Source organism: Chelativorans sp. J32 (assembly GCF_000518985.1).
Lineage (GTDB): Bacteria > Pseudomonadota > Alphaproteobacteria > Rhizobiales > Rhizobiaceae > Chelativorans.
In genome coordinates, this window is the sequence record NZ_JAEQ01000019.1 from 1 (window position 1) to 21675 (window position 21675).

Annotated in this window: 24 protein-coding genes; 13 read left to right on the forward strand and 11 right to left on the reverse strand. The window is 61.0% G+C overall.

What is annotated here, in order from left to right; translation table 11 throughout:
- Positions 1-508 (forward strand): cbb3-type cytochrome c oxidase subunit I (locus CHEJ32_RS25360; protein WP_034658807.1); only part of this gene is annotated, 508 nt, incomplete at its 5' end.
- Positions 509-557: 49 nt separating this feature from the next.
- Here CHEJ32_RS25360 and CHEJ32_RS0119510 read toward each other — a convergent pair.
- Together CHEJ32_RS0119510 and CHEJ32_RS0119515 are read right to left on the reverse strand one after the other, a co-directional pair.
- The gene (locus CHEJ32_RS0119510; RefSeq protein WP_028035297.1) at positions 558-1211 is read right to left on the reverse strand and encodes a PQQ-binding-like beta-propeller repeat protein; all 654 of its coding nucleotides are present in this window, start codon (positions 1209-1211) and stop codon (positions 558-560) included.
- 40 nt (positions 1212-1251) lie between these two features.
- A complete protein-coding gene (locus tag CHEJ32_RS0119515; RefSeq protein ID WP_028035298.1) occupies positions 1252-2472 on the reverse strand; it encodes a hypothetical protein in 1221 nt (406 codons plus the stop codon).
- Positions 2473-2564: 92 nt separating this feature from the next.
- Here CHEJ32_RS0119515 and CHEJ32_RS0119520 point away from each other — a divergent pair, with 92 nt between their 5' ends.
- Positions 2565-3362, forward strand: coding sequence for a thioredoxin family protein (locus CHEJ32_RS0119520; RefSeq protein WP_028035299.1), 798 nt, complete (start codon positions 2565-2567; stop codon positions 3360-3362).
- A 330-nt stretch (positions 3363-3692) separates the two neighbouring features.
- On the opposite strand, the gene CHEJ32_RS0119530 is transcribed toward CHEJ32_RS0119520, so the two are convergent.
- The 6 genes from CHEJ32_RS0119530 to CHEJ32_RS0119555 are packed head-to-tail and all read right to left on the reverse strand — an operon-like array spanning position 3693 to position 8876.
- The gene (locus CHEJ32_RS0119530; RefSeq protein ID WP_028035301.1) at positions 3693-4259 is read right to left on the reverse strand and encodes an ATP-binding protein; all 567 of its coding nucleotides are present in this window, start codon (positions 4257-4259) and stop codon (positions 3693-3695) included.
- A 6-nt stretch (positions 4260-4265) separates the two neighbouring features.
- The gene (locus tag CHEJ32_RS0119535; protein ID WP_034658809.1) at positions 4266-5111 is read right to left on the reverse strand and encodes a class II fructose-bisphosphate aldolase; all 846 of its coding nucleotides are present in this window, start codon (positions 5109-5111) and stop codon (positions 4266-4268) included.
- Positions 5108-5908, reverse strand: coding sequence for an ROK family protein (locus CHEJ32_RS0119540; protein WP_028035303.1), 801 nt, complete (start codon positions 5906-5908; stop codon positions 5108-5110). Before CHEJ32_RS0119540 ends, CHEJ32_RS0119535 begins: the two co-directional genes overlap by 4 nt.
- Positions 5905-6723, reverse strand: coding sequence for a carbohydrate ABC transporter permease (locus tag CHEJ32_RS0119545; protein WP_028035304.1), 819 nt, complete (start codon positions 6721-6723; stop codon positions 5905-5907). The genes CHEJ32_RS0119540 and CHEJ32_RS0119545 overlap by 4 nt, the downstream gene beginning before the upstream one ends.
- On the reverse strand, positions 6716-7600 hold the full coding sequence (locus CHEJ32_RS25365; RefSeq protein WP_034658810.1) for a carbohydrate ABC transporter permease: 885 nt from the start codon (positions 7598-7600) through the stop codon (positions 6716-6718). Before CHEJ32_RS25365 ends, CHEJ32_RS0119545 begins: the two co-directional genes overlap by 8 nt.
- Positions 7601-7610: 10 nt before the next feature.
- Positions 7611-8876, reverse strand: a complete 1266-nt coding sequence (locus CHEJ32_RS0119555) for a sugar ABC transporter substrate-binding protein (RefSeq protein WP_028035305.1) — start codon at positions 8874-8876, stop codon at positions 7611-7613.
- 180 nt (positions 8877-9056) lie between these two features.
- Here CHEJ32_RS0119555 and CHEJ32_RS0119560 point away from each other — a divergent pair, with 180 nt between their 5' ends.
- From CHEJ32_RS0119560 to CHEJ32_RS25370, 6 genes are all read left to right on the forward strand, one after another.
- On the forward strand, positions 9057-9881 hold the full coding sequence (locus CHEJ32_RS0119560) for a MurR/RpiR family transcriptional regulator (protein ID WP_256375695.1): 825 nt from the start codon (positions 9057-9059) through the stop codon (positions 9879-9881).
- Positions 9882-10134: 253 nt separating this feature from the next.
- Positions 10135-10965, forward strand: coding sequence for an alpha/beta hydrolase (locus tag CHEJ32_RS0119565; protein WP_028035307.1), 831 nt, complete (start codon positions 10135-10137; stop codon positions 10963-10965).
- Between the two features lie 215 nt (positions 10966-11180).
- On the forward strand, positions 11181-12104 hold the full coding sequence (locus tag CHEJ32_RS0119570) for a dihydrodipicolinate synthase family protein (RefSeq protein WP_028035308.1): 924 nt from the start codon (positions 11181-11183) through the stop codon (positions 12102-12104).
- Positions 12101-13300: an FAD-binding oxidoreductase gene (locus tag CHEJ32_RS0119575; RefSeq protein ID WP_028035309.1), complete on the forward strand. Its 1200-nt coding sequence runs from the start codon at positions 12101-12103 to the stop codon at positions 13298-13300. Before CHEJ32_RS0119570 ends, CHEJ32_RS0119575 begins: the two co-directional genes overlap by 4 nt.
- Before the next feature lie 2 nt (positions 13301-13302).
- Complete coding sequence (locus tag CHEJ32_RS0119580; RefSeq protein ID WP_034658826.1) at positions 13303-13605, forward strand: (2Fe-2S)-binding protein; 303 nt, start codon at positions 13303-13305, stop codon at positions 13603-13605.
- Positions 13605-15041, forward strand: a complete 1437-nt coding sequence (locus tag CHEJ32_RS25370) for an FAD-dependent oxidoreductase (RefSeq protein WP_051469777.1) — start codon at positions 13605-13607, stop codon at positions 15039-15041. Before CHEJ32_RS0119580 ends, CHEJ32_RS25370 begins: the two co-directional genes overlap by 1 nt.
- Here the strand turns inward: CHEJ32_RS25370 and CHEJ32_RS25375 are convergent.
- Entirely contained in the window at positions 15038-16012 is a 975-nt protein-coding gene (locus tag CHEJ32_RS25375) for a LysR family transcriptional regulator (RefSeq protein ID WP_051469778.1), read from the reverse strand. The genes CHEJ32_RS25370 and CHEJ32_RS25375 overlap by 4 nt on opposite strands.
- A 189-nt stretch (positions 16013-16201) precedes the next feature.
- On the opposite strand from CHEJ32_RS25375, the gene CHEJ32_RS0119595 reads away from it, so the two are divergent.
- From CHEJ32_RS0119595 to CHEJ32_RS0119615, 5 genes are all read left to right on the forward strand, one after another.
- Positions 16202-16684 carry a TRAP transporter small permease gene (locus tag CHEJ32_RS0119595; protein WP_028035311.1) on the forward strand — a complete coding sequence of 161 codons (483 nt, stop codon included), beginning with the start codon at positions 16202-16204 and terminating at the stop codon, positions 16682-16684.
- Positions 16685-16687: 3 nt separating this feature from the next.
- Positions 16688-17977, forward strand: a complete 1290-nt coding sequence (locus tag CHEJ32_RS0119600; RefSeq protein ID WP_028035312.1) for a TRAP transporter large permease — start codon at positions 16688-16690, stop codon at positions 17975-17977.
- Positions 17978-18001: 24 nt separating this feature from the next.
- Positions 18002-19045, forward strand: a complete 1044-nt coding sequence (locus CHEJ32_RS25380) for a TRAP transporter substrate-binding protein (RefSeq protein ID WP_051469779.1) — start codon at positions 18002-18004, stop codon at positions 19043-19045.
- 71 nt (positions 19046-19116) lie between these two features.
- Positions 19117-19524 carry a RidA family protein gene (locus CHEJ32_RS0119610; RefSeq protein ID WP_028035313.1) on the forward strand — a complete coding sequence of 136 codons (408 nt, stop codon included), beginning with the start codon at positions 19117-19119 and terminating at the stop codon, positions 19522-19524.
- A complete protein-coding gene (locus tag CHEJ32_RS0119615) occupies positions 19524-20000 on the forward strand; it encodes a VOC family protein (protein ID WP_028035314.1) in 477 nt (158 codons plus the stop codon). Before CHEJ32_RS0119610 ends, CHEJ32_RS0119615 begins: the two co-directional genes overlap by 1 nt.
- Before the next feature lie 113 nt (positions 20001-20113).
- Here the strand turns inward: CHEJ32_RS0119615 and CHEJ32_RS25385 are convergent, their stop codons facing one another.
- Positions 20114-21286: a PLP-dependent cysteine synthase family protein gene (locus CHEJ32_RS25385; protein ID WP_371179815.1), complete on the reverse strand. Its 1173-nt coding sequence runs from the start codon at positions 21284-21286 to the stop codon at positions 20114-20116.
- Positions 21287-21298: 12 nt separating this feature from the next.
- Positions 21299-21673, reverse strand: coding sequence for a Rid family detoxifying hydrolase (locus tag CHEJ32_RS0119625; RefSeq protein WP_084032871.1), 375 nt, complete (start codon positions 21671-21673; stop codon positions 21299-21301).
- Between the last annotated feature and the right edge of the window lie 2 nt (positions 21674-21675).

Consider the following 21675-nt stretch of genomic DNA (forward strand, 5'->3'; position numbering starts at 1 on the left):
CCTGTTCACCGTCGGCGGCGTCACGGGTGTGCAGCTCGCCAATGCCGGCCTCGACCGGGCGATGCACGACACCTATTACGTCGTGGCGCACTTCCACTACGTGCTGTCCATGGGTGCGGTGTTCGCCATCTTCGCCGCCTGGTACTACTGGTTCCCGAAGATGACGGGCTACATGTACAACTCCTTCGTNGCGAAGCTGCACTTCTGGATCACGTTCATCGGCGTGAACCTGATCTTCTTCCCGCAGCACTTCCTGGGCCTTTCCGGCATGCCGCGGCGCTATATCGACTATCCGGACGCCTTCGCCGGCTGGAACATGGTNTCNTCTTANGGNTCNTANCTNNCNGCCNTNGGCGTGCTGGTGTTCCTCTATGGCGTGATCGAAGCCTTCGCGAAGAAGCGCGTCGCTGGCGCCAATCCGTGGGGCGAAGGCGCAACCACCCTCGAGTGGCAGCTTTCCTCTCCGCCGCCTTTCCACCAGTGGGAAGAGCTGCCGAGAATCCGATAATGAGCACAGAGGCACGGACCGTAGAAAGCCGGTCCGTGCCGATCGCCGTTCACCGCTGGGTCGAGCCGGTTGCCTTACTTGGCCGCCGGACGGCTCTCACTTTGCCGCTGTTGCCTCCGCCGCAGAAAAAGAGATCGCCGCCATCGGATTCCAGCCCTGATATGCCCGCTCCGGCGGGCATATGAATTCTTTCCAGAACCATTCCCGTTTGCGGGTCGATGCGTCGCAACTCGCTCTCGTCGCCTTCCCACGTGCCGTGCCAGAGTTGATCATGGACCCAGGTGACGCCGGTCACAAATCGATTGGATTCGATGGTGCGGAGAACGGCTCCCGTTTCGGGATCGACCTGATGGATCTTGCGGTCCCGGTACTGCCCGACCCAAAGCGTTCCTTCAGCCCAGGCAAGGCCGGAGGCCCCGCCGCTCGGTGTCGGTATGGTGGCAAGCACATCGCCGGTTTCCCAATCGATCTTCTGGATGCGATCCTCCGAGATCTGGAACAGGTGCCGACCGTCAAACGCCGTTCCCGCATGTGCAGGAACATCGATCGAGCGCAATATCTTCCCGCTCTCAGGATCGAGCGCATTGATCTTGTCTCCCGAGGCGAACCAGACATTGCGGCCGTCATAGGTGAGGCCGTGCACGTTGTCGACGCCAGGAAATGGGCCGTATTCGCTAAGGATTTCCGCTTCTTGTCGGTTCATGACTTCACTCCGTGCGGGTTCTGGTTCTGCCACGGTCATATTAGCCACCAGGCAGCGCGGCAGGGAGTAACAAGGTTGTCGGGAATCCTGGGACCGGCGGGGTCATCCACCGGCGCGCCCGCGCGCGGCCGAAAGACTGCACCTTTCCCTGCGCGGCGAGTTGCTCGAGCGCCCGCTGCACGGTTCTCTGGCTGGTTCCGAGCGCAACAGCCAGGGCAGAGCTGGACCAGGCCTCGCCGTCCGCCAGCAGGGCAAGCACCGCTGCGTGCTCTTCCTCTACCGGCTGCGCCAGGACGGCCACCTCCCTCGCGCCCCGCGGCAAAAGTTGAAATCCGTCAGGCGTCGCGTTTACTCCAGCAACCGCCTCAATTTCGGCCCGGAGCCGTCCGATCTCGACACGCAGTCGCGCCCGATGCGATTCGTCGGCATGCCTTGCCCGGAAAGCACGTGCAAGAAGTGTAGCCCTCGAAACATCCCCGGGCCATGCTTCAGCCAGCGCACGCGCAAGGACGAACAGGACCGGGCGTCTCGCGAGCGAAATGGTGGTGCCCGCGTGGCGCACAGCAAAACGGCATGCATCTATGATGAGGGTTTGCGATGCCAGCAAAGCCTCAACTTCTTCGAGCAGGACAGGGCGTTCGTGCCCATGTTCGAAAAGACGCGCCGCAGGCTTCTCCATCACGAGAGAAACGCTTTCGACCTCCGCGGTTAGCGCGGGTATCGCAGCGTGGATTGCCGCACGCTCCGCCCTTGCCAGCGCTGCGCGGGCAGGCTGTGACCGGAGGCGGCGCATGGCAATGCCTGCGACGACAAGTTCGTATGCCGCCCGCGACGCCGGGGGAAACGGAGACGAATCCATCTCGGCGAGCCCACGCTCCGCCTCGTCGAGGCGGCCGATCAGGAGGAGGCGCCGCACTTCTAGATACTGCGCATAAGAAGAATTGAGCTGGTCGCCATGTCTTTCCAGCGTGGCCCTGGCTTCTCTGAGCAACTTCGTAGGCCATGCGAGATCGCGCGAAACGAGCGCGATCTCCGCTTCGGCGACGATGCAGCGCGCGCGTGCCGCCGCTTCCTTCGGTCCAAAGGCGCGCGCGGCCTCTTTCAACAGGGCCTTCGCGCGGGCGAGATCACCGAGTTGGGCCATCGCGATGCCGCGAAGCGCGAGTGCCGGGGGATCGTCGCGCAAGGCCACGCGGTTGAGTGCGCCGAGGGGATCGCCTCCGGCGAGCGCGCGTGCTGCCGCCGTGATCAATGAGTCCATCGGAATCCCGTCACACTTGTAACTCCCGGCCTTTCCGCCAGAGGCCTAACCTATCTCACGCATGACGATAGCCAAGACAAGGAATGAACGAGATGACGACGCATATAATTGGAACGCGTGAACAATGGCTTGCGGCAAGGCTCGACCTGTTGGAGGCCGAGAAGGAGCTGACCCGCCGCAGCGACGAACTGGCCAAGCGGCGGCAGGAACTGCCCTGGGTCAAGGTGGACAAGGATTACCGCTTCGACACCGACGAAGGGAGCGCAACATTGCCGGATCTCTTCCGCGGACGTTCGCAACTCCTCGTCTATCACTTCATGTTCGGTATCGATTACACGGCGGGATGCCCGTCCTGCTCTTCGATCGCAGACGGGTTTAATGGCATCCGCGTTCACCTGGAAAATCACGACGTCGCCTTTTCCGCCGTCTCGCGCGCACGGCTGCAGAAGCTGCAGGCCTTCAAGGAGCGGATGGGCTGGACCTTCCCATGGGCCTCCTCGGTCGGGAGCGACTTCAATTTTGACTTCCAGGCCTCCTTCACGAAGGAGCAGCAAAATGAGCAGGGGATTGACTACAATTACCGGCGCGAGCCGCCTCTGAATGTTGAGGGCGGTCAGGTTTCGGAAGAGACGATCGCGTCACGCACGACACCAGATGGACCGGCCAAGTTCGCGGCGATGACCGGGACGGATCCGGCCACCTTTGCACGCGAGCGGCCAGGCGTCAGCTCGTTTGCCCTCGAGGATGGCGTCGTCTACCACACCTATTCCACCTATTCGCGTGGCGTGGATGGTCTTTGGAGCGTATATCAGTGGCTCGACCGCGCACCGAAGGGCCGGAATGAAACCGGCGTATGGCTACGGCGCCATGATGAATATGGCCGGGACTGAGGTCAATGCGCCCCGATCACACGGATGACGCGCGGGCTCAGCCTCGAAGGCTCGCCGGCTTCGTTAGCCGCATTTCGCGGCCCGCGGCACATTGGCTGAGCCTTGCTGCGGCGCCAATCTTTGCAATCATGGCGCTGTCGGCAGGATCTGACGGGTCAAACCCGCTTTGCCTATCCCAGGCGGGGGCGTCACCCCTGAACGGGATGCCCTTCATGTACCTACTCATGAGCGCATTCCATTTGGTGCCTTGGCTGAAGCTGGTCCCTAACCGACGCAATCTTTAGGAGGCCTGACATGCCGGAGGCTACAAGCCTCCGGCTTTTCACAGCATCATCGCGGATCCGGAGCTTCCGCTGCCCTCCGGGCGACATAATCGGCGACGGAAGCTACGACGCCGTCCAGAGGCAGCGTCATGTCGACCTTGAGATGAGGTACATCGAGAGGCTCGAACTCCTCGTAGATCCTCTCCGCTTTCTGCGGCGTACGCTGCGCCCGCATATTTGCTCCGTCGGACAGATCCGCCGTCAGCCGCTGGCGGATCGTTTCGAGCGGCGCGTCGCAATGCACCACATGCACCGATGCGCCATAGCGGCCGGCAAGCTCCAGAACACTGTGAACCTCATGGGATCGGGAGAAAGGCTTTCCATCGATGATGAGGCACGGCGCTTTGTGGCGCCGCAACAGGTAATCAAGAACTCGGAGCAGCGTATCGGTCGCCACTTGGTTCTGCTCCGTGGAATAATCCAGATACTTTTCCGGAAAGATCGCATCCCGGATGAGATCGCGGCTGAGGATCTCCCCATCAAGACGCGTCGTCAGCGCTTTGGCGAGCGTGGTCTTTCCCACGCCCGGAAGGCCGACGAGCAGCACGATGTTGCAAGCGCTTACAGGCGGCATGGTCCCTCAATCCGCCCGGCCGTTCGCGCCGAACATATGGATGCGGCGCGCGACCGCCTGCTCGGCAAGCACCCGCGCTTCCGCCATCGGCTGGCGGGTGTCGACGATCGGATCCTCGACGCTATAGGCGTTGATCAGCGCCTCGCGGAATCCGCCCTTCACGGCCGCGTCGATATTGATCTTGGCGATGCCCGACTGAACCACGGCGGAAACCGTGTCGGCGGGAACGCTGGTGCCGCCGTGAAGAACGAGAGGGATGTTGAGTGCGGACGAGAGTTCCTTCACCAGCGGAACATCGATAGGGGCGCCGTCGCCGAGGACGCCCGGTGTGTTGCCGATGGAGACGGCCAGGTAATCGACGCCTGTGTCCTTTACGAAGGCAACGGCTTCGTCCACCGTCGTCTTGCGCTCGATCACCTCTTCTCCTTCTTCCGCCAGCGTTTCGCCGATCTGGGCCTCGACTCCCACGCCGTGGCGGCGCGCAAGCGCGACAACCTTGCGCACGAGCTCGACATTTTCGTCATAGGAGGCGCTCGAAGCATCGATCATGACGGAATCGAACCCCGCCTCGATGCACATGCGCACGGTCTCGTAATTGGCTCCGTGATCGAGGTGGAGGATCAGCGGCACCGATGTCCGACGACGCGCCACTTCGGCCATCGCCACGAAATAGTCGAGCCCGACATGCTTGATCCCGCCCATCGTGGTGCTGAGCATGACCGGCGCACGCGCCTTGTCGGCGGCCGTGGCGATCGCCTGGACCGCTTCGAGATGGTGGGCGTTGAACATGCCGACGGCCCAGCCCTCGCGATAGGCCTTGTTGATCCAGTAAGTTGCGCTTTCTCTGATCATGATTTCTCCATCGATAGAAAAAGAGCGCCGCAAAGATTGGGGTCCGCGGCGCTGCTGCGGACCAACTGCGGCTGTCTCGCTGCTGGGTAGGAAAAGCGCGGCAGAAGCTCCGCGAGGGCGGCGAGGTCGAACCAGGGCTGGTTCAGGGCGCCGCCGGCAAGAATGATGCGTTCGGGCTCGATGAGGGTTATCGCGTTGCCGATGGCGAGGCCCAGCGCTTCGAGCGGGGCGTCGCTTGGCGCAGTCCCAGCCTGGGCAAGACCGGAGGCGATGGTGCACATGCAGCCCCGATTACCGCAGTAGCAGCGGCTGCCCTGCGGATCGGTCACAAGGTGACCGAAAGCGTTGGCGCCGCGCTGGCTGCCGCGCCATACCTGCCCATTCAGGATAAAGGCGTGTCCAACGCCAGTGCCGATCGCAATATAAAGGGCGGAGCCAGCCTCTTTGGCGGCGCCTTCCTGCGCCTCGAAGACGGCGCCGCAGAACACGTCGGTTTCGACGACGGCCGGGCAGGAAAACGCTTCCTCGAGCAGGCGCCGCAGCGGAACGTCCTTCCAGCCAAGATTTTCCGCCCCGAAAAGTTTCCCGTTTTCATCCACGACGGCGGCAACGGAAACACCGATCGCTTCAGCCGCCCCCCCGGACCACTGACGGGTGAGGCCGGCCAGGATCTCGATGAATTCCTCCGGTGTCATCCGCCCTTCGTGGCGGGCGCGGTGCTGGTGCAGCCAGTTGCACCCGCTTTCGGCTGCCGCGATGCGTATATGCGTTCCGCCGAGATCGACAGCGTATCTCATTTGACACCTGTCGCGATCGCGCCTTCGACGAAGTAGCGTTGAAGGCTCAGAAAGAAGATGGCGGTGGGCAGGGCGCCGAAGACGGAGACGGCCATGACCTGCCCGTATTGGGTGTTGAAGCCTGCCTGGAAGGCGGCCATGCCGAGCGGCAGGGTGCGGAGCGTATCGTCCGACGTGACGATCAGCGGCCAGAGATAGCTGTTCCAGGTCAGATTGAATGTGAGTACCGAGACGACGACGATCGTGGGCAGGATCATCGGCATGATGATCGAGAACAGGATGCGCAGTTCGCCTGCCCCGTCGATGCGGGCAGCCTCGATATAGGCGTCGGGTATCGAGATCATCGTCTGGCGGAAGATGAAGATGCCGACCACATTGAAGGCCGTAGGCAGGATCAGGCCGGCATAGGTGTTCGTCCAGCCGAACGCGTGCACCTGCAGGAACAGCGGGATGACGATCGCCTCCAGAGGGATCATGACGGAGATGAGCACCACGATCCAGAAAACCGGCGCCAGGCGGTACCGGAACTTGGCGAAACTGTATGCGCCAAGCGCGCTCAAAAGCACCGTCAGCACGACCGAGACGGCGGATGCCAGGACCGAGTTCAGGAGATAGAGGAAGAACGGGCGCTCGGCGAAGGCCGATGTGTAGTTCGACAGCCCCGCCGCTCCCACCGAGAGAAGGGGTGTGGTGAAGATCTCCTGGCTCGTCTTGAACGAGGCCGAGAGCATCCAGGCGACAGGATAGAGCGTGAGCAGGACGGCCAGCCCGAGAATGGCAAAGGCCGCGAAGCGCTGGAAGCTGCTGCTAGCCATTGCGATCCCTCAGGAACCAAATCTGCAGGAGGCTTATCGCCAGGATGCCGCCGAACAGGACGACGGAATAGGCGCTGGCGCGGCCCATATCGAGATAGCTGAACGAGGTCTTGTAGATCAGAAGCGTCATGATCTGCGTGGCATTTGCAGGACCGCCGTCGGTGACGATCTGCTGGAAGGCAAAGGTTTTGAGACCGTTCACGGTGGCAAGAACCACTGCGAGCGCGATGGTGGGTTTCATCGCCGGCAGGGTGATGTAGCGCAGGACCTGAAAGCCCCGTGCGCCGTCGAGAGCCGCTGCTTCGTAATAGTCCCTTGGAATGGACAGGAAGCCGGCGAGAAAGATGATCATGTAATAGCTCACCGCGTGCCACCAGCTCATGATGACAATGGCGATCGGCGCATAAGTGCTGTTGTTCAGCCACGGCACGGCCTGCCCGCCGGCGAGCGTCACCGCATCGTTCAGCGGCCCATTGAAGTTGAAGATCAGCTTCCAGACGAGGGCTACCGACACGATCGGCATGACGGATGGGATGAAAAGCAGGGTTCGCCAGAGCCCGCGCGACTTGCGCACCTGGGTCAATGCCCATGCAAGCAGGAAGGACAGTCCAAGCACCGGCACCACCGTGTAGACGACATAGGCGATGGTGATCCAGAGCGAGTTGATGAAGGCGCGGTCGTATGGCAGGGCCGCGAAATGCTTGAAGCCGACATAGACCGGATCCGACAGGAGATCGTAGTCGTGCAAGCTGATGTAGAAGGAAAAGAGGATCGGGTAGAGCTGGAACAGCACGATGTAAAGGAGCGCGGGGAGCGCAAAAAGCGCTCCCCAGATCGGAATGTGCCGTTCACCAAATCCGCGCTTCCCGATCTTCATGATGCGAGCCTCAGCGCTGACGGACGCTGTCGATTTCCTGCGCGGCCTGGTCGAGCGCGTCCTTGACGGGAACGCCCTGCGCAAACTGCTCGATGGCAGCCTTGATCGCATTGCCTTCCTGGGTCCAGGTCGCCGAACGCCACACGAAGGAGCCGTGCTTCTGGCCTTCCGCAAAAATGTCGGAGCCGCGCGTGTTCTTGGCGGCTTCGGTATCCGCCCATCCCTTGCGCCCCGTCACATAGCCGGTCGCGGCCAGGTAGCCGTCGCTATCGGAGGTCAGGAAGTTCAGGAACTCGAACGCTTCCTTCTTGTTCTCGGATGCGGCCGTTACCGCCAGAGCGTAGGAGTTGAGCAGCGTCTTCGGGTTCTCGGGGTCGAGCTGCGGCAGCGGGGCGACCACATATTGCTCCTTCACCTCGTCGGAGAAGAGCGGCGGGGCCCAAATACCGGCAATAGCCATCGATTGGCGGCCTTCGCTGAAATCCTGGAGCGCATTGACCGGGTTGACGGTGGCCATGTTGGGGCCGCCGATATTCTTGTCGATGAGCACCTTCCAGGTTTCCGAGAAAGCTTTCACGCAAGCGTCGGAATTGATGGCTGCCTTGCCCTCGCTATCCACCACTTCGCAGCCATATTGCTGCAGGACCGGCCAGTACTGCTGCGCATACCAGTAAGGATCGAGATTCCAGACCCAGTTGAAGCCGATGCGCGAGCCATCTTCCTTCGTCAGCTTGGCGGCGAGGTCGAAGAGATCGTTCCAGGTCTTCGGCCAGTTCGCCTCGTCCTCGGCGTCGAGCCCGATCTCCTTCAGGTGTTCCTTATTGATGAACAGGGCAAGCGTGTTGAACTCTTCCGGAACACCATAGACCTTCCCGTCGATGGTGAGGCCGGAAAGGGCCTGCGGCTGGTAGAGCGCTTCCAGCTCTTCCTTGGAGTTCACGCCGAAAGCGGCGTTGTCGACCTCGGCAAGGATTCCGCGGCTGGCATATTGCGGGAAGAGATAATCGAGCACGTTGACGATGTCTGGCGGATTGCCAGCCGCGATCGCGGCGAGCAGCTTCACTTCGTAATCGCCATGCGGGTCATCGTGCAGCTTGATCGTGATGTCGGGATTCTTCGCGGTGAACTCCGCGGCCTTCTTCTCGATGAATTCGCGGGCCGGCGGATATGTGTGGTGCCAGAACGTCAGTTCGACAGCGAAGGACGCACAAACGCTCGCCAGCATGGTCGCTGCCGACAATGCCGCGACGGCAGTCCGCTTCTTCGTGAAACCCATTAGCTTTCCTCCTTATTCGATGACGGGCTGCTTTCAGCCTCGATTAGGCTGCAAATGCGTAGATGAGATTTTCTGTTTCGCAAAGAGGTTTTTTATGTTTAACATGAGACAAAACGCATCATACCGGGCGCAACAAAGCACATGCCTGACAACGGCTCTCTTCTGCATCGTGTCTCGCGAATGACCTTTTCCGCAGCGGAAAAGAGGGTGATCGAACTGCTCTTGAGCATTGCCGAATATGAGGTCGCCGGGCTCACTTCGATGGGAATTGCCGAGAGGGCTCGGACGAGCCGGTCGACGGTCGACCGGCTGTGCAAAAGGCTCGGCTATCGGGGTCTGAAGGAACTGCGCAGGGCTTTGCTTATCGAAAGCCGAGGAATGCAGGCTCCGGTGGCCTCAGGAACGGCCTCGGATGCGATCGCTCAGTCAGACAGTTTTGCGGAGATTGCCTATAAGGTCTTCCATACGGCGTCGGTGCGGGCGCTTAGATTCGCCGATCTTCTGTCCCATTCCAGTGAGCTTGACCGGCTGGTCAACGCGATCAAGGATGCCAAATCCATTCAGGTTTTCGGTGCGGGCGGTTCTGCGGTGGTGGCGCTGGACCTGCATCAGAGATTAATGCGCCTCGGCATCCGCATCAGCTTCTCGGAGGATCACCACAACCAGATCGCCGGAGCCTCGCTCATGGAGCCCGGTGACCTTGCCATCGCGGTCTCCTATTCCGGCCGCACACGCCAGACATTGCACGCCGCCCGTATCGCCAAGGCGCGAGGGGCCACGCTCGCAGCCGTGATCGGCGTTTCGAAATCATCGCTCGAGGAAATCGCCGATATTCCGATCATCACACCGCCGGGGATCAATCTTTTCGGCGCGGACGCCGTCATGACGCGCGCGCTGGAGATCATGTTCAACGAGGTTTTGTTCCACTGCCTGGCATTCGGAAATGCCCGCATGATGCAGAATGTTTCGCGAATCGAGGAAGATCTGCGCGGCGAGCGCGCATAAAGTTGTTCAAAACAGCGATAGCGCGGAGTAGGTAGGGCCGCCGCTTCACCCGGCAGGTCTGTCTAGGGGTGCGCGGGGGTGCGGAGGATGTCCCGGGCCGGACATGGCGAGGGGGGGGGCCAAGCTGCATGTCGAAGGGTAGAGCGCGAAGCTTCTTTTCGGATTTGCGCGTACCTGACATGCTTCCTGAATTGCCTCTCTCCGCCTTGGCGTGCGGAAATTCTGATTCAGTGACGAATGCAAGGAAGATGCGATGATCTATTACTCGGTTTCTGACTGGTCGGACGCCTATTCCAATGCCACGCACATCGCCGGGGGTTCCCGCTGGCCGGAGGCTTGGGTGCAGCCCGCCGCCGCCTACCGCGATCGGATGGCGGCAGAGGGTCGGGCCGAGTTCGGCGTGGCCTATGGTGACCACCAACGCATGCGGTACGATCTTTTCAGGCCACGCTCCACCGCCCGCGGTCTGGTCGTTTTCGTTCATGGCGGATATTGGATGAGCCTGGACAATTCCTACTGGTCGCATCTGGCGGAAGGGTGCGTGCAGAATGGCTACGCCGTCGCCGTGCCGGGCTATGTTCTGTGCCCCGAGGTGCGGATCTCGCAGATCGTGCGCCAGATCGGTGCGGCAATCACCGCCATAGCCGGAAGAGAACAGGGGCCCATTCACCTTGTAGGACACTCCGCTGGCGGCCATCTCGTCTCTCGGATGATATCCCATACGACGCCTCTGCCGGACGATGTCGCCCGGCGAATTTCAAATGTGGTGTCTGTTTCCGGCGTGCATGATCTCCGCCCGCTTCGCCGTACCGCGTTGAACGACACGCTTTCGATCGATCATGAGGAAGCGCAAACCGAAAGCCCTGTCCTGCTGGAGCCGCGCCCAGGTACCCGCCTGTTCTGCTGGGTCGGGGGAAACGAGCGGGCTGAATTCCGGCGCCAGAATGCCTTGCTTGCCAATATTTGGGCAGGGCTTGGGGCGGAGACCGCAAGCTTTGAAGATCCCAACAAGCACCATTTCGATGTCGTCGATGGGCTGATCGATCCGAAGCACCCCCTTACGAGAACCTTGCTGGACGTCTGAGCCAGCGCGGGATGGTGATCCATTCGCAACGGTGGTCAAATCGTGCTGCAACAAGACGCGCCGGGCCCACCGGTGCGTCCTGCGGATATGCGATCCAGTGTTGTCTAAACCGCAACCAAACCGCTTAACCGTTGATATTGATCGAACGTCAGCCTCCTGCAAATGGAATGCTTTCGATTACGACAAGGCATTCCAATAGGAAGAGGCATATCGGAATGGATAGAAACACGGTCGACTGGAAGGGATACATTCCGGCAATCACAACGCCTTTCAAAGAAGATGGTGCTTTCGACGTCGCTGCGTTTTCTACTCTTCTGGAATGGCTGCATGGCGAGCGCATGCATGGGCTGGTCATAGCTGGAACGACCGGAGAGTGGTTCAGCATGACGCGCGCCGAGCGCGCCGAGCAGATGAAAATGGCAGGGGCCCAGCTCGGCGGCAAGACGACGCTTCTGGCGGGCTGCAACGCCTATACCGCAGCCGAGGCGATCGAGCTTGCCGGTATTGCCCATGGCGCGGGGTTTGACGGCATCTTGCTGACGCCTCCCCCCTATGTGGTTCCGACCGAAGACGAGACGTTCGCTTACTACAAAACCGTGAGCGACGCGATCAAGCTTCCGATTTGCGTCTACAATTGGCCGCGCGGCACAGGGATAGACATGTCGGTGCAGTTGCTCTCGCGTCTGGCTGAGCTGGACAAGGTCGTTGCGATCAAGCATTCGACCGGCAATATCGGACATTTCCTGAACGTCTTTTTCGCTCTGCGCGACCATGTCCGGGTCTTCGGCTTCACGATGGACGAACTGGGCCTTACCCTGGTGCATAACGAGGGCGGCGACGGGACCATGGGCGCAGGCGGCGTTCTCGGCAGCGCCCAGCCGGATTTCTACAACGCGATTTGGCGTGGTGACCTGGATTCCGCGCGTCGCTGCGGCGCGCAGGATCGTGCCATCATGACCAACTGGTTCAACTCCGATTATTCCGCACGCTTCGGCTCGCCGCAATCCGTGTTCAAGGCGGCCCTCAATGTACAGGGGCTGCCCGGCGGCTATGTGCGGCCGCCGCTGCTCGATCTCTCCTCCGCGGATGAAGAGAAGATCCGCGGTGTCCTCGGCGCATTGGGGCGCAAGCTGGTTTGAGCAAAGCGGACTGGGACGTCGCTGTAGTTGGGGGAGGCTTGGTAGGCGCTGCCAGCGCCTACTATCTCTCAAAGCGCGGGGCGCGCGTCCTTCTCCTCGAAAGGAGGGAGCTTAACGGCCAAGCCTCCGGCCAGAATGCAGGCAGCCTGCATTTCCAGATCGAACAACGCCTCGTCTCCCACGGCGAAGCCATGACGCGGCAGGCGGCGACCATATTGCCCTTGATCCTCGATGCGATCGAGAGGTGGCGCGGCATCACTGCCGAGCTCGGAGAAACCGATCTCGACGTGGTGCAACATGGCGGGCTCATGGTTGCTGAAACGCCCCAGCAGGTCGCTACTCTCGAACGCAAACTGAAGCTCGAGACCCAGGGCGGTCTGCCGACTCGCATCATAGACGGTGAGGAGTTGCGCTCGCTCGCCCCTTATCTCAGCAACTCCGTCCTGGCTGCGACCTATTGCGCGGTCGAAGGGCACGGAAATCCACGGCTGATAACGGCGGCGCTGGCGCGCGGCGCGGCCCGGCAGGGCACCGCCATCCGCACCTGGACGACCGTCACCGGTCTTCGCCGCGAGGAGGGATGCTGGCGTATCGAAACCGAGAATTCCGACGGTTCGGTCCGCAGGGAGTACGCTAGCACGATCCTGAACGCCGCAGGGGCCTGGGCACGCGAACTTGCAGCTTTGGCCGGCGTTCATCTGCCGGTGTTTCCGGTGGCATTGACCATGAACGCCACCGATGCGGCGCCGCCTTTCATTCCGCTTCTGATCCAGCATGTGGGGCGGCGGTTGTCGTTGAAGCAGATGCGTGAAGGCAATCTTTTGATTGGCGGCGGTTGGCCCTCACGCTTCGAGCGGGACAGAAATGGTTTGGTGACCACGCGCGCCGCGTATCCGCGGATGGAATCGATCTATGGAAATATGGCGGTTGCGCTGGACGTGGTGCCCGCGGTCGCACGGCGCACGCTCCTTCGCAGCTGGACCGGTATCGTCGGCATCACGGCCGACCAATTGCCACTGTTGGGCGAGGTGCCCGAGGCTCCGGGCTTTTTCGTTGCGACCGGCGGATCGGCCTTCACCCTCGGCCTCACTTATGCCGCGCAGATTGCCGAGCTCATCGATAGCGGGCGAACGCCGCTCGATATCGACATCTACGGTCCCCGGCGTTTCGGCCATCTCAACGCATATATGGGGTGATGATGCGGCGCATAATCCCTGTCGAAAACGGGTCACTGACGATCAGCCTCGAACTTGATGGTGTCCGCGTCCAAGCGATACCGGGCGAGTCCCTTGCCGGAATGATGTTCGCACGGGGTGTCGGAATTTTCCGCTGGACCAGCGGCGGCAAGCCCCGCGCACCTTATTGCGCAATGGGGACGTGCTTCGAGTGTCGCGTCGAGGTGCGCAGGGTCGGGCAGGAGCCTGTGGTCGCTCGGGCATGCATGACGCCGGTCGAGGATGGCATGGTCGTCAACACCGTGGCCCCGCGAGAGAAACTCTGATGGAAAACAGTGTCGACATCGCCATTATTGGCGCCGGACCTGGTGGCCTTGCGGCGTCGGAAACCTGTGCCCGGTTTGGTGCATCGGTCACCGTCATCGATGAACAGTCGGCGCCGGGCGGGCAGATATACCGTCAGGCCCCAGAGAACCTTCGCCAGCGCGCGGAAGGTTTTGGCATCGCCTATGTGGACGGGGTCGCAAAAGCCAATGCCGTCGCTTCCATATCTGCGATTGAATGGCGGCTGGGCCATGCGGTTTGGAATGTGCTCACACCGCAGCGAACACAGAGCGAGGCCTTTCTGATTTCCACCGTCACCGATGACGGCCTGTCGGAGATCGAGGCAAAGCGCGTGATCGTCGCCACGGGCTGTTACGATATGCCCGTTCCCTTTCCCGGATGGACGCTTCCGGGCGTCATGGGCGCCGGTGCCATTCAGGCCCTGATGAAGGGGCAGCGGGTCGTGCCTGGCAAGAAGATCGTGCTTGCCGGCTCGCATCCTCTGCTGCTGATCATCGCCGAGCAGATGCTCGCTTTCGGAGAACGGCCCGCCGCCGTTGTTTTCAGCCAGCCCATGTGGCGCGCCGGCCGCCTTCTGTCGCGACCCGGTGTGGCTGTAAGCTTTGCAGAGCCTCTCGCGCAGGCCGCCCGAGCCTATGCCAAGCTCCTGCGCGCCGGCGTTCCGGTCATTTTTAGCGGCGCCGTCCTTCGAGCTGACGGAAACGACCGTGTCGAGTCGGTTACCCTGGCCCATTTGAACCCGGCGACGGGATTGCCCCAGCCTGACAACACCCGCGAAATCTCCTGTGATGCAGTGGGGATAGGGTTCGGGTTCACGGCTTCCAGCGAACTGGTTCGGCTCGCAGGTGCGGCGACGCGATGGTCACGAACGGGCGGTGGGTGGATCGCAGTCCATGATGGCGAGATGCGTTCGACCGTTGCGAATCTGTATGTCGCAGGCGAGGTTGCGGGCATCGGCGGCGCCAAGACCGCAGCTGCGGAGGGAGCGCTCGCCGCGCTGTCAGCACTTCGAGACGCCGGCTATGGGGTCGACGCGGCCGAACTGCGCAGGGCGCGCTCCAACTGTCGGCGCAACAGGGCCTTTGCGGCGCTTCTTCAGGAGCTCGCCGATCCCGGTGACGAACTTCTTCGCGCTCTCCGCGATGAGGGGACGGTCATCTGCCGGTGCGAGGAAATCACCAAAGGGCAAGTCGAGGAGCTCCTTGGACAAAACCCATTTCTCGGCACCTCCAATGCCTTGAAACTGCTGGGACGAACAGGCATGGGAGCCTGCCAGGGCCGCTACTGCTCACGCAGTGTCTTGGAGCTCATCTCTTCCGCGACAGGTCGTGGCGTCGAGGACATCGGCCAATTCACGGCCCGGCCGCCCGTAAAGCCCGTGCCCATACACCACTTCGGCGGCGGTGTGCGAGATTAGGGCTTAATTCCTGAATAGGAAGGAAGGTTCAGAGGATTAGCCGGAGCATGCTCGGCAGATCCGGAATATTTCGCAACGGGGCCGAGACGCTCCCGCACCTTCTGCATCAACGAAAGAACAACGGGTGAGAGTTGCCGTCGCTGCCGTGTGATCAGATGCACATAGAGCGATTGAAAATATATCGAATCGATCTCCACCGCTACGAGACGCCCGGTGTCGAGTTCCGTGCGCACGCTGAATTCCGGAAGCACAGTGGCCGCGCGTTTTGCGCGAGCGGTCCGGATGAGCATCGCGATCGAGTTGGTCGTGAGCACGGGTGATATGTTCTGCCCGCAATCGCTTGCGGCGAGATCCACCGTCTGCCTGATCCTGAATCTCTGATCCATCAGTGCCAATGGGTGCGCGCACAGCTCCGCCAGGCCGATCTTGCTCTTCCCGGCCAATGGATGGTCGGGATGGACAATTGCCCTGAGAGGCACGGTCGCCCGAAAGCGAGACAAGATCTGCTGTTCTGCAGGGGGGTGGAAGGCGAGCCCGAAATGCACCTCGTCTTCCGCAAGCAGCCGCAGCATTTCGGTCGTGTCGGTCACGCGCACCGACAGGGTGAAACCGGGATGGCTGTCCTGGAATTCGTCGATCGTCGAATAGAGGGCCTCACCGAGGAAACCTTCCCCGAGGGCAAGCTGGACATGGCCTGTACGCATGCCTACGAGATCCAGCAGCCTGCTTCTTAGTGATTCCTGGCTGGCGAGTTGGTCCTGATAATAATCGAGCAGAAGACGGCCGGCATCGGTCAGATGGATCTCACGCCGTCCATGCTCGATGAGCCTGATTCCGATCTCGCTTTCGAGCTGTGCGATCTGCCTACTAATGGAGGACGGCGCCACGTCCAGCACTTCGCTCGCGGCCCGCATCGAGCCGCTGCGCCATGATTGATAGAGAAATCGGATTCGATTGTCGTTGAGCTTCAAGCTGCAAATCCTGTCTTACCAGCCATGGATGCCGGGTTCCGGTATGGCAGTGTTGCGTAAAACGCAATGTTTTAGTCATTTGCACGACATTGCATGAAAGGGAAATCCTCTGTGGTATGTCAAGCCACAAGGCAAGGGGATCGCGAAGCCCGCGAGAGGAGATCGGCGCCGCGCAATCGGGAGCAATCAATGCATGCACTAATATCGAAGCTGGTCGCGGCTACGCTATCCCTCGTAGCCGCCGTGGTCGTCGCGGGCATCATGATCGTGTCCTTTGGAGACGTCACGGCCCGGACCTTCGCAAGACCTTTGAGCGGCGCCTATGAGATCACCGAGGTGCTTGTCGGGCTCATGGTTTTCGCTGCCCTGCCACTCGTCACTTATAACGGCAAGCATGTGACGGTTGGATTTCTCCGCACCCAGTTCGAACGGAATCCGGCACTGAGCCTGGCGGTGAAGATCTTTTCGCGCTGTGTCGTGATGGCGGTCTGCATCTTCCTGGGCTGGCATCTCTGGCAGCTGGGCAATCAGTTCGCGGCGCGCAAGGCGAGCGCGATTTTCGCCGGACTGCCTCTGGCCCCCTTCGCCTATTTCGCTTCTGCGATGTGTTTCCTCTCGGCATTGGCCGCCATCATCCGCCCCGACAACAATCCCGCAGGCGAAGAGATTTAAGCTATGACAGTCGTTGCCGTCGGAATTATTGCGCTTTTCGCGCTCATGCTCCTGGAGGTGCCGATCGCCATAGCAATGCTGGCAGTCGGGATTGCCGGCTTCGCCTATGTCGTTGATTGGGGCCCGGCCGCGTTCATGGCGGCGGATACGGCCTACCGAACCGTTCATAACTACAATCTCTCCGTGATCCCCCTTTTCATCCTGATGGGAAATCTGATCACGCGGGCTGATATTTCCAAGGAATTGTTCGACCTGGCCTACCGTTTTGCCGGACATCTCCGGGGCGGGCTGGCGATTTCGACCGTGTTTGCAGGTGCCATGTTCTCCGCCTTGTGCGGTTCGAGCCTGGCGACGGTGGCCACTTTGGGAAAGGTCGCCTACCCGTCGATGAAGCGGTACGGCTATTCTGATACTCTGGCAGCGGGTTCCGTCGCTTCAGCGGGAACGTTGGGCATCATGATCCCGCCCAGCGTCGCCTTCATCGTCTATGGCGTGATGACCGGTACCGATATCGGCAAGCTTTTCATTGCCGGCATCCTCCCAGGGCTTTTGGGCGTTCTGCTCTATGTCGGCGCGATCGTGGTTGCCACCCGCATCGACCCGGAATCCGGTCCCGCCGGTGCGCGCAGCACCTGGCGTGAGCGCATTGCCGGCTTGCGGGGGGCTGGCGCTGTCATCCTCCTGTTCGGCTTGGTAATCGGCGGCATCTATGGCAACTTCTTCACGCCGACCGAAGCTGCCGGCGTCGGTGCCGTCGGCGCACTCGTCATCACGCTCTGGCGCCGCAAGCTCACCTTCCGCCTTTTCTATATCACATTGGCCGAGACGGCGGTCACGAGCGCGGTGATCTTCGTCATCATGGTCGGTGCGCAGATCTTCGGCACCTTCATCAATGTCGCAGGTTTCACAAGCTTCCTTTCCAGCACCATCAGCAGCATGGATCTTTCACCCTGGGTGGTGATCGCCGGAATCATCGTGCTGTATCTCGTGCTCGGCTGCCTTCTGGAGGGCATGTCGATGCTTCTCCTGACCCTGCCGATCGTCTACCCGCTCGTCACGGGGATGGGCTTCGATCCGATCTGGTTCGGTGTCCTGGCGGTGACGCTGATTGAGATCGGACTGATTACGCCCCCGCTCGGCATGAACGTGTTCGTGCTCAACTCCGCTCTTCCGCAGATCCCGCTGCGGACGATCTTCCGCGGGGTGATCTACTTCGTTCTCGCAGACATCGTGCGCATTGCCTTTATCATTCTGTTCCCGGCCGTCGCGCTATTCCTGCCGTCACTCATGTAGCTGCTAATAATGGGAGATAAACACATGATCAGACTGTCCAAGAAATCGCTTCTTGCGGCATCCATCGCTTTGCTGGCCAGCCACACCGCAGCTTTGGCGCAAGAGGTGACCTGGCGGTTCTCCAACTGGCTTCCCCCGCAGCATGCGGTTGTGACGAAGATGGTCGAGCCGTGGGCGCGCGATGTGGAGGCGGCGACCGAGGGGCGCGTCAAAATCCAGATCCTCCCTGCATTGGGCGCTCCAGCCGCGCATTATGAGCTGGTGCGCAACGGCGTCGCCGACATTGCATTCGGTGTCCATTCCTATTCGCCGGAGCGTTTCAAGCTCACGGAAATTGTCGAGGTTCCTTTCACGGCCGAGAACGCGCTGGTGAATTCGATCGCCTATTGGCGCACCTACAATCAGTTCTTCCTCGACAAGAACGAGCATGAGGGCACGAAGCTTCTGGGCCTTTGGGTTCCGGGTTCCTATCAGCTCTTCACCAACAACAAGGTCGATGACCTGGAAGACCTGGACGGCATCAAGATCCGCATACCGGGCGTGCTTGTCGAGCGCCTCGCCAATGCACTCGGCATGGTAACCATCTCCTCGCCTCTGACCGAAGCCTATGATCAGGTTTCACGCGGAATCATCGACGGCATGTTCCAGAACTATGTGACCGTGATCGATTTCAACATGACACAGCACATGCCGCAGCTCTTTACGCTGCCAGGCGGCTTCTCGGCATCGAGCCAGTTCCTCGTCGTGAATGAGAATTCCTGGAACAGCATCTCCCCAGAGGATCAGGCCGCCATCGAGAAGCTGAGCGGTGAGGCCATGGTGCGCCGTTTCGCTGCCGTATGGCAGGAGGACAACTCGGCCGCTTTTGCGAAATTGGCCGAGGCCGGCGTGACGGTCCATCCAATCGAGGGAGACGTGTTGGAGAACATCCGGTCCAAAATTTCCTTCCTCGAAGAGGAGTGGGTCGAGGAAGCATCGGCCAAGGGGGCGGATGCCAAGGGCGCGATGACCTTTTTTAGGGAGGAGATCGACCGTGTTGCCTCCGAACTCGGCGTGCCAAAAGATTGACCGGCGCGGACTGGCCGGTCAGGCAAGACGCAAGCCGCGTCATCACACGACGGACAACGGAGGAAGACAACATGGAAACGCGAACAATCAATCCCTGGAGCTGGCAGGAAGGCTTCGGCTTCTCACACGCCACTGAAGTCACCAACCCTTCCCGCATACTCACGCTCTCCGGCCAATGCGCAACCGGCCCGGACGGCGCCCCACAACACAAAGGAGATATGAGGGCGCAGCTGAAGCTCACGATGGAAAACATCGCCAAGGTGCTGGAGGACGCCGGTTACAGACTCACCGACGTCGCCGGAATCCGCGTCTTCACCACGGACATGGATGCAACGCTCGCCAATTGGGGTGAGATTGTCGGCCCCTTCAACGCGCTTGGCCATCGTCCTGCCAGCACGCTGATCGGCGTCACCAGGCTCTTTTCGCCCGATCTTCTGGTCGAGATCGAAGCCACCGCCTATGCGGGAGGTGAGAGCTGATGATCCGTGGAATCCATCATCCATCCATCACCACGGGCGATCTGGATAGGGCTCTCGGCTTCTATAAGGACCTGCTTGGATTTCAGGAGGTGTTCTCGTTCGGCTGGGAAGCGGGAACCGAGATGGCGGCAATGGCGGGGAAGATCACCGGTATCCCCGAGTCCACAGCGCGCGCCGTCGTCCTGAAAGCAGGCAACGCCTTTCTCGAGATTTTCGAGTACAGGGAACCGGCATCCCGCCGTGGCGACGATCGGGCACTCTCAAATCAGGGCTTTTCGCATGTCTGCTTCGACAGTGACGATGTGATGGCCGATCACGCCAGGCTATCGGCAGCTGGAGTGGTCTTCACGTCCGATCCCATGGATGTGGGGCCGATGCGCATCGCTTATTGCCGGGATCCTGACGGAAATTTTGTCGAGCTCCAGCAGATAACCGATCCGTCCAGCGATTTGGTTCTGAATGGATCAGGGGCCTGAGCGTATCGACGGCCAGGAGCCGGCGTGAAGCTGATCCTTTGAAACAGCGGGCGGGGGTAACCACCGCCCGTTGCCGTATCGGCAAAATGAACCTGAATTCCTATCGCGACGTCTCAGCCTGCACTGTTGCGGTTGGCCGGTAGCCGGTCCAGGAGCAGGCTTTTCGCATCGAATTCGCCCGTGTCGAGGAATGTCTCGAGCATTTCCCGGTAGGGTTCGATGTCGATGTCGTTCTTCGTCAGCCAGTCCGGATCGTAGTAGGTGGAGGTGTAGCGATCGCCACTGTCGCAGATGAGCGAGACGAGGGAGCCTTCCTCTCCTTCCGCCATCATGCACGCGGCAATCCAGCAGAGGCCGAAGAAATTGGTGCCGGTTGAGCCGCCGACGCGGCGGAAAAGCCGCTCCGACAGGACATACATTGCCGCGATCGAGGCTGCGTCCGGGATCTTGATCATGTGGTCGATTACGTCCGGCACGAAGGATGGCTCCACTCGCGGACGACCGACGCCTTCGATACGGGAGGCTTTGCTGCAGGTGGCGTCCAGATTGCCGGCGAGATACGCCTCATAGAAGGCGGAGTGCTCCACATCCACCACGCAAAGGCGCGTGTCGAGATTGCGATAGCGGATGTAGCGGCCGATCGTGGCCGACGTGCCGCCCGTGCCAGCGCTCATCACGACCCATTTGGGATGCGGGTACTCTTCCGCGCGCATCTGCTCGAAGATGCTCTCGGCGATGTTGTTGTTGCCGCGCCAGTCGGTTGCCCGCTCGGCATAGGTGAACTGGTCGAGATAGTAGCCGTCGGTCTCCCGCGCGAGCCGCGCAGCTTCGCTATAGACCTGGGCTGGGTCGTCCACGAAATGGCAACGGCCGCCGAAGCGTTCGACGGCCGCAATCTTCTGCCCGCTCGTGGAGCGCGGCATGACGGCAATGAAGGGAAGATCGAGGAGGTGAGCGAAATAGGCTTCGCTCACCGCCGTCGAGCCCGAAGAAGCTTCCACCAGCGTCGTGCCGCGCCTGACCTTCCCGTTGCAGATTCCATAGAGGAAAAGCGAACGCGCCAGGCGATGCTTGAGGCTCCCGGTCGGGTGGGTGGACTCGTCCTTCAGATAGATCGAGATGCCCTTCAGGCCGCGGAAGACCGGCTTGATCAGATGCGTATCCGCAGAGCGGCGCCCATCCCCTTCGAGAATGTCGATCGCCCGGCGAGCCCAGCTCCTGTCCTCGTTTTCGGGCAGGCGCATCAGGGGAGGGCAGGGTGGGCAAACGGGGCCTTCCGCAACCATCTCGGTGTCCTCTTAAAGCAGAATAACCGCTTCTACTTCGACCTTAGCACCTTTTGGTAGGGCGGAGACTTCATAACACGCCCGCGCCGGATAGGGCTCGCTGAAAGCCTTTCCGTAGACCTCGTTGATCTCCGCGAATTGGGAGAGATCCGTCAAAAGGATGGTTGTCTTCACGGTCTTGGAGAGGCTGGTCCCGGCCGCTTCCGCAATCGCGGCGATGTTGGCCAGGCATTGCTGCATTTGCTGTATGGGATCCTCAGAATTGAAAGCGCCCGTCGAGGGGTCGATGGGGAGCTGGCCGGAGACGAACAGGAGGCCGTTCGCGCGATAGGCTTGCGAGTAAGGCCCGACCGCTGCAGGGGCTTTCTCTGTGGAAACAGCGCTCATTA